A 14,272-nucleotide genomic window follows, 5' to 3' on the forward strand; every position below is an offset into this window, starting at 1 on the left:
CGGCGCAGGCGGATTGCCTTGCCGAGCCAGGCGTCGATCTTCGTTGAAACGGTCTAGGGTATGGGTGGACATAGTCAGAAAATCAAATTCTTCCGCAGCAGGATACCGGAGTTCGAGTGCGTTCCGGGCTGCCATGATTGCTGCGGGCCTGTACGCATTTCCACCGTGGAGATCGCCAGGCTGCCGGTAAAGAGCGCGGCGGAGCATGAAGCCGCGCTCGCCGCTTGGAGTTGCCCCTATCTCGGCAGTGGAGGATGTGAGGTGTATGCCGAGCGTCCCTTGATTTGCCGTTTGTTCGGTACCACGCCGCAACTCATGTGTCCCAACCACAGACGGCCGGCGGAAATGATTTCCCCTGCAATCGAGCAAGAAATATTTACGTATTTCAGGGAAGTACGTCACGTACTGCTTTGACGGCAAACGCTTTAACGATATCTAGATGCGACGGCGTTTTGGCGGGCGGCAGCCATTATGCGGCATGGGGGTTACATCCTGGACCTCGAGGATCCTTATGCCGAGGCTGTTCAAAGCGCGTACCGCCGACTCACGACCAGGTCCCGGACCTTGGATGCGCACCTGCAGACTGTGAACGCCAAACTCCACAGCAAGTTTTCCGGCGGCGTCGGCAGCAACCTGTGCTGCGAACGCGGTCGATTTACGCGACCCCTTGAATCCGGCGCTGCCGGAGGTTGCCCAGGAAAGCGCATTCCCTTGCAGATCCGTAATCGTGATGATCGTATTGTTGAACGATGCGTGGACGTGCGCGATCGCGGAGCTGACGTTCCTGCTGACCTTTTTTCGCATGCGTGCCGATGTTGCCTTATTGGCTGACTTTGCCATATTTCTCCTATTTGAGCGTGCATTCTATCACTCTCGCATGTAACTCATATGATAATCACCTTATCATATTGTGTGAGCTAAACGTAATGCAGCTGCCGACCGGCGCCGATGTGGCGGACCGGGAAGTCGTGGATAGTGCTTTACAACTGCCATGCGCCATGAGATGTTAGCGCTATCTTTTTTTATGAGGACTGCCATGAGGAAAATAGTGATGGCGCTGTGCGCCGGGCTGCTGCTTGCCCCTTCGGTTCATGCGGACAACCAGTACAAGCTGCTGGTGCTGGCGATGCCGGGCAAGTATCACTACGAGTACATCCCGATCGCGCGCGACAGCCTGGAGACGCTGGCCAAGCTGCATGCCTTCGAGCTGACCTACACCAACAAGCCGGAAGTGTTCGACGGCGACTTGAGTCAGTACGCCGCCATCATGTTCCTCAATACGCCGGGCGAGGAACTGAGCGAGCCGCGCCGCAAGAAATTCGAGGACTACATGCGCAACGGCGGCAACGCCATGCTGGTGCACCGCGCGCTGATCATTCCGCCCAATACCTGGCCATGGTTTGAAAAACTGATCGGCCGCCGCGTCGGCAACCACCCGATGCTGCAGACCGGCGTGGCCGAGGTGGTAGACAGGAAATTCCCGGCGACCTACGGCTTGCCGTCGCGCTGGGTCTGGAGCGATGAATGGTATGTGTTCGACAATCCGTATGACATCAAGATCCATCCCGTGCTGAATGTCGACGAAAGCACCTACGATCCGACCAAGATCTGGCCGGGCCAGGTGACGCACGGCATGGGCAAGGATCACCCTGTGGCGTGGTACCACACATACGAAAAGGGCCGCGTGTTCATCACTTCGTTGGGACACAACGGAGAGATGTACCGCGACCCGCAATACCTGGGACACCTGATGGGCGGCATCTACTGGACCGCCACAGGCAAGGGCATCCAGCAGTAGCCGCCTTCCGGCTTATTTTTTGACCGTGCGCGTGCCGACCACCTCGACCGTCACGCGGCGGTTTTTGGCGCGGCCTTCAGCCGTCTTGTTGTCGGCCATCGGCTGGGTCTCGCCCTTGCCTTCGGTGTAGATGCGAGCGGCGTCCATGCCTTTGGACACCAGATAAGCCTTGACCGCTTCGGCGCGGCGCAGCGACAGTTTCTGGTTGTAGTCGTCCGAGCCCACCGAGTCGGTATGGCCGACGGTGACCATCACTTCGGTGTTCATGCCTTGCAGCTTGAGCAGCAGATCGTCCAGCGCGGCCTTGCCGTCCTGCTTGACGACCGACTTGTCGAAATCAAACAACGCTTCGGCGGCGAACGAGACTTTTTCCGATGTCGGCTCCGGTGCTTTTGGCGGCGGCGGAGGCGGGGCCGGCGCTACCACCGGCGGCGGCGCTGGTTCCGCAGCCGGCGGCGGCACATAGACCGGCGCGCTGTGCGCAGGTCGGCCCAACTTGTAGACCAGGCTGACCGACAGCAGGTCGACGTCGCCGCGATTGCCGACGGCGTCGTTGACGCGATAACGTTCCATCTCGCCGCGCACGGCCAAGGCTTCGCTCAGCTTGTACTCCAGGCCCAGGCCGGCCTTGGCGTTGAGCTTGCGCTCGCTATGATCGGGACCGGTCACCGCCATCAGGCGGTTGCCTGTGAAGTGGGTGCTGGTCTTGGCGTAGTTCATGCCGACCCGGCCCAGCAGCGACAGCCGTTCGGTGAACGGAAACTGTCCCAGCAAGTCCAGGTTGGCGCCCTTGAAGCCGGCCTCGCCGTTGAACACGCCGTTGCCGGACGTGGTCGAGTTGAAGCTGAATTTGCCCAGGTCGAAGTAGCCCAGCTCCACCGCCAGGTAGCGGTTCAGCTGCTTGCCGACGAACAGCTTGTAGCCGGTGTCGCGCTCATCCTTGCTGAACGCCGTGACCGTGGCGCCGTTGGCTTTCAGGCTGTCCGTCAGGCGCTGCTCGTCGATGGTGGCGCGCGAGCGGCCGACGCCTGCGCCCAGGTACCAGGCGCTGTTGGCCCATTCCGGATTGACAAAGGGCTCTTCCGCTTGTGCGAGCTGGATGGTGAGCATGGCGCAGGCGAGCGCGCTCAGGGTTCCGATTTTTTTTGCGATGGTCATGATGATGTCCCGATAGATGAGCGTTTATTTGGCGATCTGGTTGTTGCGCAGCGTGACGGCGGCGGCGGTCAGCACACGGCCGTTGAGCAGCGTGGTGTTGTCGCCCACCGTGATCGCAGCCGACTGGCCGAGGATCGTGCCTTTGAAGACGCCATTGGCGCCCAGGGTGGCGGGACCAACCGGCACCCAGCTCACATCGCCTGCGGTGGCGCCGTTGCTCAGGGCGACGATCGCGTTGGCGGTCGAGTTGAGCGTCAGCGCGGTGCGGAAGATGTAGACGCCGGGACCGTTCAGCGTCAGCGTGCCGGTGATGTTGATGGCGCCGGCGTAGCAGTAGACGCCAGGGGCCAGGGTCAGGCCGCCGAGGTCGATGTCGCCGGCAAAGCTGACGTCGCAGGTGCGGCCGTTTGCGTTGCTGATGGCGGTTTGCAGATCGGCCATGGCGCCGGACAGGATGGCGCCGGACTTGTAGTTGGTGTAGCCGGCGGCCAGCGTCGGGTCGGTGGTTTGCGACGGCGCGCCGACGTTGCCGGTAATCAGCGTGGTGCCGCCGGAGTTGTTGGTCAGCGAGGTGCCTGCCAGTACTGCGAAATTGGCGGCGCTACCCAGCGGTACCGACAGCGAGACAGGTGGTGGCGGAGGCGCGACGGCGGTAACGGTCAGCGCGGCGCTGCCCGATTTGGTGCCGACGGTGGCGGTGATGGTGGCGGTGCCGGCAGCGACGCCGGTGGCGACGCCGGTGGAGGCCACGGTGCCGATCGACGGGCTGTTCGAGGTCCATGCGGCGGAACTGGTGACAAACGCGGTGGTGTTATCCGAATAGGTCGCGGTGGCGACGAATTGCTGCAGGCCGCCGGCCACGACGGTGGAGGTCAGTGGCGTAACGGCGATGCTGGACAGCGTCACTGCAGGCACGGTGACGGTGGTGGCCGCGTTCTTGCCGCTGGTGGTGGCGGTGATGACCGAGCTGCCCGATGCGGCGCCGGTGACCAGGCCGCCGGTGCTGACGGTGGCGCTGCCAGGCGTTGCCGACGCGAAGCTCGAGCTGGCGGTCAGATCCTGGGTGGAGGCATCCGAATAGGTGCCGATGACGGCCAGCTGGCGCGTGGCGCCGATCTGCACGGTCGGGTTTTGCGGTGTCACGGCGATGCTGGTCAGCGCTACGCCAGGCACGGTGATGGTGGTGGCCGCGCTCTTGCCGCCGCTGGTGGCGGTGACCACCGAGGTGCCGAGGGCGGCGCCGGTGACCAGGCCGCCGTTGCTGACGGTGGCGCTGGCTGGCGTTGCCGACACGAAGGTCGAGCTGCCGGTCAGGTCCTTGGTGGTGGCGTCGGAATAGGTGCCGAGGACGGTCAGTTGACGGCTGGCGGCAATCTGCACGGTCGGGTTTTGCGGCGCGACGGCGATCGACATCAGCACGGCCGGCGTGACGGTCAGCGTGGCCGACGCGGTCTTGCCGCCGTAGGCTGCGCTGATGACGGCGGTGCCAGGGGTGACACCGGTGGCCAGTCCGGTAGCGCCGCCGATGGTGGCGACGGCCGGGGTGGCCGAGGTCCAGGTGGCGGTCACCGGCTGTGTGGAGCCGTCGCTCAAGGTTGCGCTGGCGCTGAACTGCTGGGTGGCGCCGAGGGCGATGCTAGGGGCCAAGGGCGTGACGGCCAGCGAAACCAGCGTCGCGCCGGGCACGCCGAGGATGGGATCGCGCCCCTGGTCGCCGCCGCCGCAGCCTGCCAGCAAGGTGGCGGCGAGGAAGCCGACGGAATAGAACAGTGTCTTGGTGTATCTCTGCAGGACATTCATGATGTTTCCTTTTGTACTGAAATCAGTGGACCAACTAGCTGCCTTCGCTGTTGGCGAAAGGCAAGTGGTTCACGATGTCATGCCCGCCGGCGCCGGTATGTGCGCTTGCGCGCATAGCGCTTTAAGGCTAGGAAACTTTGTGGAAAATAAACATCAGAGGAGTTCGGCGCCGCGCAGAACGCGCGGCGCAGGAGAGTGAGGCCGGCTTATTCCTGGCGCAGCCACACTTGCGAGCGGCCCAGCATCGGCACGCCGATGTAGCCGCGCACGCTGAGTTTCTTGCCGCCGTCGGTCAGGTGCATCTTGCTGCGGTAGACCTTGCCGTTGTCGGGGTCGAGGATTTCGCCGCCGGCGTATTCGTCGCCATCCTTCTTCAGGCCGTTCATGATGACCATGCCGACGATGGGCTGGTTCTTGCGCGCGTCGTCACACTTCTCGCACTTGGGATTCTGGTCTTCGCCGGGCGCGCGGAACAGCTGTTCGATCTTGCCTTGCAGAACGCCGTTGCCTTCGGTGATGCGGATCAGCGCCTTCGGCTTGCCGCTGACGTCGTCGATGTTTTTCCACAGGCCGACAGGCGAGCTGTCGTCGGCAAAGGCCGGGGCGATGGATAGTGCCGCAGTGATGATCAGTGCGAGGAATTTCATGAGGGGTCTCCGGGTTTGTTTTTGGTTTGGACTTTCATTATACGAACTGGCGGACGCGTGAGCGCAGCCGCCTGATCGATTAGAGTCCGCCGTCGAAAATGGCCTGGTTGGCGAAGTCTGCCTTGGTCAGCGGCTCGTGAGTTGCCAGCAGCGAGGCCATCGTGCGCTGCATGTGGCGCAGCAGCGCCGGATGGCGGGCGTCGCGCGGGTGCAGGCTGAACCGCACCAGCTGCGCCGGCGCCTGACGCGTCGCTGCCGAAACCGCGATGCGCGACAGGAGCCGGCCGGCGGCGTTGCGGGTCGAGTACATCAGGCTGGTCGCGGGCAGCGCCAGCGGCCGCTCACGCAGCAGATGAAAATGCCGCAGTGTGGTGGTGTAGAGCAAGCCGCTGTCGCGCAGCGCGGCCCAGGCGCCGTCGCTCAGCAGCCAGGCCGGCGCCACGAAGCCATGCAGCGGCCAGCGGCGCCGGGAAAAATAGGCCATGCCCAGCGCCAGCCGGCGCTGTGCCTGCTGCGTGCTCAGCGCCGCGAACTCGCCTTCGCCTTGCGTGAACAGGTGCCGCCAATACGCCTCGGACAGGTTGCGCGGCGGCGGGCCCCGGTCCAGGTGGGTGTACCCATGCAGCGCCAGTTCATGGCCCCGCGCCAGCACCTGCTCGATGGCCGTCTCGTATGCCCGCGCGCCGCACAGCGGGTCGCCGCGCCGGCCGTGATAGCACGGCACCACCAGCCAGGTCAGCGGAATATCCGCCACCGCGCGCAACGCCTGCCACAGGCGCAGGCAGTCCGGCCACGTGGCTGGCGCCACGTCATGGATCGACACGCACAACGCGCGCCGGATGGGCTGTTCAGCGGCCGACACTGGCGCTGCCCGGCCCGCGCAGGGCATGGTAGTGGTCCAGCAGATGCGGCAGCACCCGGTTCCAGTCGTAGTGCGTGCACGCCGTGCGGCGGGCGCGCTCGCCCATGCCGGCCAAGTCCCCGGCGTACAGCGCGGCGATGCCTTCCGCCAGACTGCTCGCGCTGTTCGGCTTGACCACCACGCCCGTCCCCGGAGCGACCAGTTCCCAGATGCCGCCGGCGCTGGTGACCACGGCCGGCAGGCCGCAGGCCATCGCCTCGAGCACGATCAGGCCGAAGGTCTCGCTGTCGCCGGCGTGCACCAGCGCGTCGCAGCCTGCCAGCAGCCGCGCCAGTGCCCGCGGGTTGGTCTGGAACGGCAGCACCGACACCGGTCCGCTGCGGCGCGGCGCGCGTCCGCCGACCATCAGCAAATGGTAGGGCGCGCCGAGTCGCCTGACGGCGGCATCCAGCAGGTCGAGCTTTTTGGTACTGTTGAAGCGGCCGGCGTACACCAGCAGCCGGGCCGACGCCGGCAACCCGAGGTCGGCGCGCAGGTTGCCGTGCGCGCGTTGCGGATGGAAGATCACGGTGTCGATGCCCAGCGGCTGCTGGTGCGCATGCAGGCCGAGCGTGGCCAGGCGCCGCACCATGGCCGCGCTGGGGGCCAGCAGCAGGTCGCAATGGCGGTACAGCCGGCGCACGTATTGCTGCGCCATCCGCCCGGCGGCGCTGCCGAAGCGCTTGCGCACCAGTTGCGGCAGGTCCGAATGATAGAAGCCGACCAGCGGCACGCCGAGCCGCCGCGCCGCATGCACCGCGGCCCAGCCGCAGGGACCGGCGTCGCCGGTTTCGATCAGGTCCGGCTGCAGCCGCAGCAACACCCGCGTGACCGCTTCCGCCGAGCGCGGCATGCGGTAGCCGTGCAAGCCGGGCAGCGCGATGCCGGGAAGCGCCACCGTGTGCGGCGGGCCGGCCTGGGCGACCGCGCCGGCGTGCGGCGGCAGGTTGGGGCTGGCAATGGTATGGCGCATGTCCGCCCGACCCGCCAGCCAGCGCGCCTTGGCGTCGAGGTAGGTGGTGATGCCGCCGCCGCCACCGCCATAGAACATCGTCACGTCGACCACATGCATATCTGCCTCGGGATAGAGTCATGCTGAGAGGATGATATGTCAGCAAACGCCTGGCGGCGCAGCGGCACGCGGCCAAAAGCGGCGCTCCTACAGCATGCGGCGCCGCCATCCTACACCGCTGAAATTACACTTATTGTCTAAAATAAGATAATATGTGCAAATGAAAAAGACAGCCGAACAGAAAAATCTGCTGGAACAGATGAAGCAGGTCGCCGATGGACTGGGCCAGACGCTGGCGCCGTTCTGCGAAGTGGTGCTGCATGACCTGCTCGATCCCAAGCACACGATACTGGCGATCCACAACAATATGTCCGGGCGCAGCATCGGCGCGCCGGCCACCAAGCTGGGGCTGGCGCGCATCGCCGATCCCGAATTCGCGCAGGTGATCGCCAACTATCCGAACACCTTTCCCGACGGCCGGCTGGCGAAAAGCACGTCGGTCGGCATCAAGGACAGCGAGGGCCGCTACATCGCCGCGCTGTGCATGAATGTGGACCTGACCGTGTTCCGCAGCCTGAACACCTTGCTGACGCAATTCAGCAGCGTCAACGCGGAAGCGGCCGTCAGCGAGACGATGGAGCCGACCGGCGCCGACGCCATCCGCATCCGCATCGACCAGTTCGCGGCGCGCCTGGGCTCGACGCCGCGCGCACTGAAGGCCGACGAGCGCAAGGCCCTGATGCGCGAACTGAAAGACGCCGGCCTGAGCGACGTGCGGCGCGCGATGGAGATCGTGGCCGCCTACCTCAACGTATCCCGCGCGACCGTCTACAACGACGCGCGCTAATTCATCCTTAGGAGCATCATGAGCGAATTGAAACTGCCAACTTACGCCGATGTGGTCGCCGCGTCGGAACGCATCGCCGGCCACGCGCACCGCACGCCGGTGGCCACCTCGCGCACCGCCAACGAGGAACTGGGCGCCGAAGTGTTCTTCAAGTGCGAGAACCTGCAGCGCATGGGCGCGTTCAAATTCCGCGGCGGCTACAACGCGCTGGCGAAGTTCGACGCGGCCCAGCGCAAGGCCGGCGTGGTGGCCTTCTCGTCGGGCAATCACGCGCAGGCGATCGCGCTGTCGGCCAGGCTGATGGGCATTCCGGCCACCATCGTCATGCCGCTCGACGCGCCGGCGTCGAAGATCGCCGCCACGCGCGGCTACGGCGCGCAAGTGGTGACCTACGACCGCTACACCGAAGACCGCGAACAGATCGGCCGCGACCTGGCGCAGAAGCATGGCCTGACACTGATTCCGCCGTACGATCATCCGGACGTGATCGCGGGGCAGGGCACGGCGGCCAAGGAATTGCTGGAGGAAGTCGGACACCTGGATGCGCTGTTCGTCTGCCTGGGCGGCGGCGGCCTGCTGAGCGGCTCGGCGTTGGCGACGCGGGCGATTTCGCCGTCGACCAAAATCTATGGCGTGGAGCCGGAAGCGGGCAACGACGGCCAGCAGTCGTTCCGCAGCGGCAGCATCGTGCATATCGACACGCCGAAGACCATCGCCGACGGCGCGCAGACTCAGCACCTGGGCAACCTGACCTTCCCGATCATCCAGCGCGACGTGGACGATATCCTGACGGTGAGCGATGAGCAGTTGCGCGCCGAGATGCGCTTCTTCGCGGCGCGCATGAAGATGGTGGTGGAGCCGACCGGTTGCCTGGGCTTCGCCGCCGCGCGGGCGATGAAGGACAAGTTGCAAGGCAAGCGGATCGGCGTGATCATCAGCGGCGGCAACGTCGACATCGAACGCTACGCCGCGCTGCTGGCAGAATAATCACGCATACTTCTTCAACTTGAAGTCACGCAGTACTTCGTGCGCGGCGTTGTGCCCCGGCGCTCCGGTCACGCCGCCGCCGGGATGGGTGCCGGCGCCGCAGGTGTACAGTCCGGCGATCGGGCCGCGATAGTCCGCATGGCCCAGCATCGGTCGCGCAGAGAACAGCTGGTCCAGTCCCAGCGCGCCGTGGAAGATGTCGCCGCCGACCAGCCCGAAGGTGCGCTCCAGGTCGAGCGGACTCATGATCTGACGGCCCAGCACCGAGCCCTTGAAATTGGGGGCGTAGGCGTTGACGGTATCTATCATCAGGTCGGCGACGGTGTCGCGATGCTCGTCCCAGCTGGCGCCGTCGGGCAACTGCGGCGCGACGTGCTGGCAGAACAGGCTGGCGACATGTTGGCCGGACGGCGCCAGCGTCGGATCCAGCGTGGAAGGAATCAGCACTTCGACGATCGGCTTGCGCGCCCAGCCGAGCGCGCGGGCGTCATGGTAGGCGCGCTCCATGTAGCCGAGGCTGGGCGCGATGATGATGCCGCTGCCGTGATGCTCGGCCATCGTCTTGCCGGGCAGGCAGCTGAAGTCCGGCAGCTCCGACAGCGCGACGTTCATGCGGAAAGTGCCCGAGCCGCAGCGCCAGCCCTCCATGCGGCGCAGGAAATCGCCAGGCAGGGCGGCCGCGTCGACCAGCGTCGTGTACAGCAGGCGCGGATTAAGGTTGGACACCACCACCCGCGCATCGAGCCGCTCGCCTTTCGAGGTGACGACGCCGACCGCGCTGCCCTTATCCAGCAGCACCTCCCGCACGCCGCAGCCGGTGCGGATCTCGACCCCGAGCGCCTCGGCCGACCTGGCCATCGCCTGCGTGATGGCGCCCATGCCGCCGATGGCATGGCCCCAGGCGCCTTTTTTCCCGTTCACCTCGCCGAACACATGATGCAGCAGCACATAGGCGGAGCCCGGCGTGTACGGACTAGCGTAGTTGCCGACGATGCTGTCGAAGCCGTAGGCGGCCTTGATCGGCGCGCTTTCGAACCAGCCGTCCAGGTAGTCGCCGGCCGATTTGGTGAACAGGTCGAGCAGTTCGCGCTGGGTGGCGAGCGGCAGCTTGCGCATGCGGTTGCCCAGGCTGCCGGCCTTGATCAGTTCGGGCAGGGCGCTGAGCCAGTTGCCCTGGACCAGGTTGGGCGGCGTCTGCAGCACCGTGTCGCGCAGCAGTTCGGCCGCGGCCTCCAGATGTTCGCCATACGCTTGCAGGCGGTCGGCGTCGCGCTGGGAAAACTTCGCCACTTCGGCGGCGGTCTTGCCGGGGCCGATCTTCAGGTAGCGGCCGTCATCCAGCGGAAGGAAGTTCGCCAGCGGGCGCTCGACGACCTGCAATCCATGCCTGGCAAGTTCCATGTCGTGGATCACCTTGGGATTGAGCAGCGACACCGTGTACGCGGCCACCGAATTGCGAAATCCCGGGTGGAATTCCTCGGTCACCGCCGCGCCGCCGACCACGGGGCGCCGCTCCAGCACGGTGACTTTCAGCCCTGCTTTAGCCAGATAGTGGGCACATACAAGGCCGTTGTGGCCACCGCCGATAATGATCACGTCGCGCATCAAATCTCTCCAAAAACACAGGGATTCCATTGTGCGGACGGCGTCGGCAAATTGCATTGCACAGGCAGACGAATTGCATGAAAATACTGAGCAAAATGACGAAGGTATCGGCAAAAGGAAAAAATGGACGACATCGATCAGCAACTGCTGGCGCTATTGCGCGAAAACGCGCGCGCCGCGACGACCGAGCTGGCACGCAAGCTGGGGCTGTCGCGCACGACGGTGCAAAGCCGCATCGACCGCCTGCAGCGTTCAGGTGTTGTGATCGGTTATACGGTGCGCACCAGCGCGGACTATCGCGCGGGACTGGTACGCGCGCTGGTGATGATCACGGCCACGCCGAAACTGACGCCCGGCATAGAAAGCGCGCTGCGCCGGATTGCCCATGTGCGCACGCTGCATTCGGTGAATGGGATCTACGATTTCATCGCCGGCGTTGAAGCCGGTTCGGTGGAGGAGCTGGATGGCGTGGTCGACCGGATCGGTGCGCTGGATGGGGTGGAGCGGACCACGACGTCGATCCTGATGACGACCCGCATCGACCGCTAGCCAAAAAAAAAGCCGCGCGGCTTGCGCCGGGCGGCTTTTGCTTTGCAGCGGAACTTATCAGGCGGCTGGCAGCTTGGCGAACTGTTCGCGCATCTTGTCCAGCGTGGCGGAGAAGTTGGCAACGCGTTCCTTCTCTTGCGCCACCACTTCGGCTGGCGCGCGGGCGACGAAGCTTTCGTTCGACAGCTTGCCGTTGGCCTTGTTGATCTCGCCTTCGACGCGGGCGATCTCCTTGGCCAGGCGCTCGCGCTCGGCCTTGACGTCGATCTCCACCTTCAGCATCAGCTTGGTCGTGCCGACGATGGACACGGCGGCCGGCGATTCCGGCAGCGCGTCGACGATCTGCACCTCGGCCAGTTTGCCCAGCGACTGGATGTACGGCGCGAACAATTCCATCGCCGCCTTGTCGGCCGCATTGCCCGGCTCGACGATCAGCGGCACGCGCAGCGACGGCGCCAGTTGCATTTCGCCACGCAGGTTGCGGGTGGCGTCGGTCAGCGACTTCAGCTGCTGCATCCAGGCTTCGGCCGATTCATTGATGTTGGCGGTGTTGGCGATCGGGTACGGCTGCATCATGATCGAGTCGCCCGTCTTGCCGGCCAGCGGCGCGACGGCCTGCCACAGCGCCTCGGTGACGAACGGAATGACCGGATGCGCCAGGCGCAGCACCACTTCCAGCACGCGCAGCAAGGTGTGGCGGGTGGCGCGCTGCTGGCCTTCGGTGCCGCTCTGCACCTGCACCTTGGCCACTTCCAGGTACCAGTCGCAGTACTCGTCCCAGACGAATTTGTAGATGGTCGAGGCGATGTTGTCGAAGCGGTAGTCCTCGAAGCCCTTGGCCACGTCCAGCTCGGCCTTCTGCAGCAGCGAGATGATCCACTTGTCGGCGTTCGACAGGTCCGCCTCATTCGCGGAGCAATCCTTGCCTTCGGTGTTCATCAGCACGAAGCGGGTCGCGTTCCACAGCTTGTTGCAGAAGTTGCGATAGCCTTCGGCGCGGCCCAGGTCGAAGTTGATGTTGCGGCCCAGCGAGGCGTACGAGGCCATCGTGAAGCGCACCGCGTCGGTACCGTAGGCGGCGATGCCTTCCGGGAATTCCTTGCGCGTGGCCTTGGCGATCTTCTCGGCCGCTTTCGGATTCATCAGGCCGGTGGTGCGTTTTTCCACCAGCGCGTCGATGCCGATGCCGTCGATCAGGTCGATCGGGTCCAGCGTGTTGCCCTTGGACTTGGACATCTTCTGGCCCTGCGAGTCGCGCACCAGGCCGTGCACGTACACGGTCTTGAACGGCACCTGGCCGGTGAAGTGCGCGGTCATCATGACCATGCGCGCCACCCAGAAGAAGATGATGTCGAAGCCGGTCACCAGCACCGACGATGGCAGGAAGGCCTTGATGTCGGGCGTTTCTTCCGGCCAGCCCAGGGTCGAGAACGGCACCAGCGCGGACGAGAACCAGGTGTCGAGCACGTCGTTGTCGCGGCGCAGCGGGCCGGTGCTGCCCTTGGCGGCCGCTTGCGCGATCGCTTCGGCTTCGGTCTTGGCGACGAAGATGTTGCCGGCGTCGTCGTACCATGCCGGGATCTGGTGGCCCCACCACAGCTGGCGCGAGATGCACCAGTCCTGGATGTTGTTGAGCCACTGGTTGTAGGTGGTGCTCCAGTTTTCCGGCACGAACTTGATCTCGCCGCTGGCGACCTTGTCCAGCGCGGTCTCGGCGATCGACTTGCCCGGGAAGAAAGTGCCTTCCGGCGCCGGCTTGCTCATGGCGACGAACCACTGGTCGGTCAGCATCGGCTCGATGACCACGCCGGTGCGGTCGCCGCGCGGCACCATCAGCTTGTGCGGCTTGACCTGTTCCAGCAGGCCTTGCGCTTCCAGGTCGGCGACGATCTGTTTGCGCGCAACGAAGCGGTCCATGCCACGGTAGGCTGCCGGCGCGTCGTCGGCGATCTTGGCGTCCAGGGTCAGGATAGACGGCATCGCCAGGTTGTGGCGCTGGCCGACGGCGTAGTCGTTGAAGTCGTGCGCAGGGGTGATCTTGACGCAGCCGGTGCCGAACTCCTTGTCGACATACGAGTCGGCGATGATCGGGATTTCGCGGTCCGACAGCGGCAGCTTCAGCATCTTGCCGACCAGCGGCAGGTAGCGCTCGTCGGTCGGATCGACCGCCACGGCGACGTCGCCCAGCATCGTCTCGGGACGGGTGGTGGCCACGGTCAGCGAACCGCTGCCGTCGGCCAGCGGGTACTTGATGTACCACATCGAGCCGTCTTCCTCTTCCGACACCACTTCCAGGTCGGAGACGGCGGTGCCCAGCACCGGGTCCCAGTTGACCAGGCGCTTGCCGCGGTAGATCAGGCCCTGCTCGTGCAGGCGGACGAAGACGTCGGTGACGACTTTCGAGCGCGGCTCGTCCATGGTGAAGTATTCGCGCTTCCAGTCCGGCGAGGCGCCCAGGCGGCGCATCTGGCCGGTGATGGTGGAGCCGGATTTCTCTTTCCACTCCCAGACTTTTTCCACGAACTTCTCGCGGCCCAGGTCGTGGCGCGAGATTTTCTGCGCGTCCAGCTGGCGCTCGACGACGATCTGCGTGGCGATGCCGGCGTGGTCGGTGCCCGGGATCCAGGCGGTGTTATGCCCCAGCATGCGATGGTAGCGGGTCAGGCCGTCCATGATGGTCTGGTTGAATGCATGGCCCATGTGCAGGGTGCCGGTCACGTTCGGCGGCGGCAGCTGGATGCTGAAAGAAGGTTTGCCGGCGTCGAGGGTGGCGGTGTAGTAACCGCGCTGTTCCCACTCGGTACGCCAGAATTGTTCAATGTCGGCAGGCTCGAAAGACTTGGCTAATTCCATGATTTGGCTGATTTATTTTAGAAATGCGTTTGCGAAAACAGCCATTATAGATGACGCGGCAAGCCATGCGCGCATCGGCGTTTGTTAAACTCCGGACATTTCCCGTCACATTGTC

The 14,272-nt window shown here is 64.8% G+C and carries 13 protein-coding genes; 5 read left to right on the forward strand and 8 right to left on the reverse strand.

Annotation, left to right across the window (positions count from 1 at the left end; all coding sequences use genetic code 11):
- The first annotated feature begins 60 nt into the window (after positions 1–60).
- Positions 61–414, forward strand: a complete 354-nt coding sequence (locus ABWW33_RS04725; protein WP_353399484.1) for a YkgJ family cysteine cluster protein — start codon at positions 61–63, stop codon at positions 412–414.
- 21 nt (positions 415–435) lie between these two features.
- On the opposite strand, the gene rpsK is transcribed toward ABWW33_RS04725, so the two are convergent.
- Positions 436–840, reverse strand: coding sequence for a 30S ribosomal protein S11 (gene rpsK, locus ABWW33_RS04730; protein ID WP_353399487.1), 405 nt, complete (start codon positions 838–840; stop codon positions 436–438).
- A 196-nt stretch (positions 841–1,036) separates the two neighbouring features.
- On the opposite strand from rpsK, the gene ABWW33_RS04735 reads away from it, so the two are divergent.
- Entirely contained in the window at positions 1,037–1,798 is a 762-nt protein-coding gene (locus ABWW33_RS04735) for a ThuA domain-containing protein (RefSeq protein ID WP_353399490.1), read from the forward strand.
- A 12-nt stretch (positions 1,799–1,810) separates the two neighbouring features.
- Here ABWW33_RS04735 and ABWW33_RS04740 read toward each other — a convergent pair whose 3' ends face one another.
- From ABWW33_RS04740 to ABWW33_RS04760, 5 genes are all read right to left on the reverse strand, one after another.
- The gene (locus ABWW33_RS04740) at positions 1,811–2,956 is read right to left on the reverse strand and encodes an OmpA family protein (protein WP_353399493.1); all 1,146 of its coding nucleotides are present in this window, start codon (positions 2,954–2,956) and stop codon (positions 1,811–1,813) included.
- A 24-nt stretch (positions 2,957–2,980) separates the two neighbouring features.
- Positions 2,981–4,756: an Ig-like domain-containing protein gene (locus ABWW33_RS04745; protein ID WP_353399496.1), complete on the reverse strand. Its 1,776-nt coding sequence runs from the start codon at positions 4,754–4,756 to the stop codon at positions 2,981–2,983.
- Positions 4,757–4,962: 206 nt separating this feature from the next.
- Positions 4,963–5,403: a DUF2147 domain-containing protein gene (locus ABWW33_RS04750; RefSeq protein ID WP_176654777.1), complete on the reverse strand. Its 441-nt coding sequence runs from the start codon at positions 5,401–5,403 to the stop codon at positions 4,963–4,965.
- 79 nt (positions 5,404–5,482) lie between these two features.
- Positions 5,483–6,265, reverse strand: coding sequence for a DUF2334 domain-containing protein (locus tag ABWW33_RS04755; RefSeq protein WP_353399499.1), 783 nt, complete (start codon positions 6,263–6,265; stop codon positions 5,483–5,485).
- Positions 6,252–7,376 (reverse strand): glycosyltransferase, encoded by a 1,125-nt coding sequence (locus tag ABWW33_RS04760; RefSeq protein WP_353399502.1) that lies wholly within the window; start codon positions 7,374–7,376, stop codon positions 6,252–6,254. Before ABWW33_RS04760 ends, ABWW33_RS04755 begins: the two co-directional genes overlap by 14 nt.
- A gap of 160 nt (positions 7,377–7,536) precedes the next feature.
- On the opposite strand from ABWW33_RS04760, the gene ABWW33_RS04765 reads away from it, so the two are divergent.
- Complete coding sequence (locus ABWW33_RS04765) at positions 7,537–8,163, forward strand: helix-turn-helix transcriptional regulator (RefSeq protein WP_176654775.1); 627 nt, start codon at positions 7,537–7,539, stop codon at positions 8,161–8,163.
- 18 nt (positions 8,164–8,181) lie between these two features.
- Positions 8,182–9,150 carry a threo-3-hydroxy-L-aspartate ammonia-lyase gene (locus ABWW33_RS04770; RefSeq protein WP_353399505.1) on the forward strand — a complete coding sequence of 323 codons (969 nt, stop codon included), beginning with the start codon at positions 8,182–8,184 and terminating at the stop codon, positions 9,148–9,150.
- Here ABWW33_RS04770 and ABWW33_RS04775 read toward each other — a convergent pair whose 3' ends face one another.
- Positions 9,151–10,755 (reverse strand): phytoene desaturase family protein, encoded by a 1,605-nt coding sequence (locus tag ABWW33_RS04775; protein WP_353399508.1) that lies wholly within the window; start codon positions 10,753–10,755, stop codon positions 9,151–9,153.
- Positions 10,756–10,878: 123 nt separating this feature from the next.
- Here ABWW33_RS04775 and ABWW33_RS04780 point away from each other — a divergent pair, with 123 nt between their 5' ends.
- Positions 10,879–11,304 (forward strand): Lrp/AsnC family transcriptional regulator, encoded by a 426-nt coding sequence (locus ABWW33_RS04780; RefSeq protein WP_353399510.1) that lies wholly within the window; start codon positions 10,879–10,881, stop codon positions 11,302–11,304.
- Positions 11,305–11,361: 57 nt separating this feature from the next.
- Here the strand turns inward: ABWW33_RS04780 and ABWW33_RS04785 are convergent, their stop codons facing one another.
- Entirely contained in the window at positions 11,362–14,157 is a 2,796-nt protein-coding gene (locus tag ABWW33_RS04785) for a valine--tRNA ligase (RefSeq protein WP_353399513.1), read from the reverse strand.
- Positions 14,158–14,272 lie beyond the last annotated feature (115 nt).

The organism is Duganella hordei (assembly GCF_040369125.1).
Classification (GTDB): Bacteria; Pseudomonadota; Gammaproteobacteria; order Burkholderiales; family Burkholderiaceae_D; genus Rugamonas; species Rugamonas hordei.

Bases quoted from the DNA above. Each gene is read 5' to 3' on its own strand.
- ABWW33_RS04725 (WP_353399484.1), top strand. From the start codon at position 61: ATGGGTGGACATAGTCAGAAAATCAAATTCTTCCGCAGCAGGATACCG.
- rpsK (WP_353399487.1), bottom strand. From the start codon at position 840: ATGGCAAAGTCAGCCAATAAGGCAACATCGGCACGCATGCGAAAAAAG.
- ABWW33_RS04735 (WP_353399490.1), top strand. From the start codon at position 1,037: ATGAGGAAAATAGTGATGGCGCTGTGCGCCGGGCTGCTGCTTGCCCCT.
- ABWW33_RS04740 (WP_353399493.1), bottom strand. From the start codon at position 2,956: ATGACCATCGCAAAAAAAATCGGAACCCTGAGCGCGCTCGCCTGCGCC.
- ABWW33_RS04745 (WP_353399496.1), bottom strand. From the start codon at position 4,756: ATGAATGTCCTGCAGAGATACACCAAGACACTGTTCTATTCCGTCGGC.
- ABWW33_RS04750 (WP_176654777.1), bottom strand. From the start codon at position 5,403: ATGAAATTCCTCGCACTGATCATCACTGCGGCACTATCCATCGCCCCG.
- ABWW33_RS04760 (WP_353399502.1), bottom strand. From the start codon at position 7,376: ATGCATGTGGTCGACGTGACGATGTTCTATGGCGGTGGCGGCGGCGGC.
- ABWW33_RS04765 (WP_176654775.1), top strand. From the start codon at position 7,537: ATGAAAAAGACAGCCGAACAGAAAAATCTGCTGGAACAGATGAAGCAG.
- ABWW33_RS04770 (WP_353399505.1), top strand. From the start codon at position 8,182: ATGAGCGAATTGAAACTGCCAACTTACGCCGATGTGGTCGCCGCGTCG.
- ABWW33_RS04775 (WP_353399508.1), bottom strand. From the start codon at position 10,755: ATGCGCGACGTGATCATTATCGGCGGTGGCCACAACGGCCTTGTATGT.
- ABWW33_RS04780 (WP_353399510.1), top strand. From the start codon at position 10,879: ATGGACGACATCGATCAGCAACTGCTGGCGCTATTGCGCGAAAACGCG.
- ABWW33_RS04785 (WP_353399513.1), bottom strand. From the start codon at position 14,157: ATGGAATTAGCCAAGTCTTTCGAGCCTGCCGACATTGAACAATTCTGG.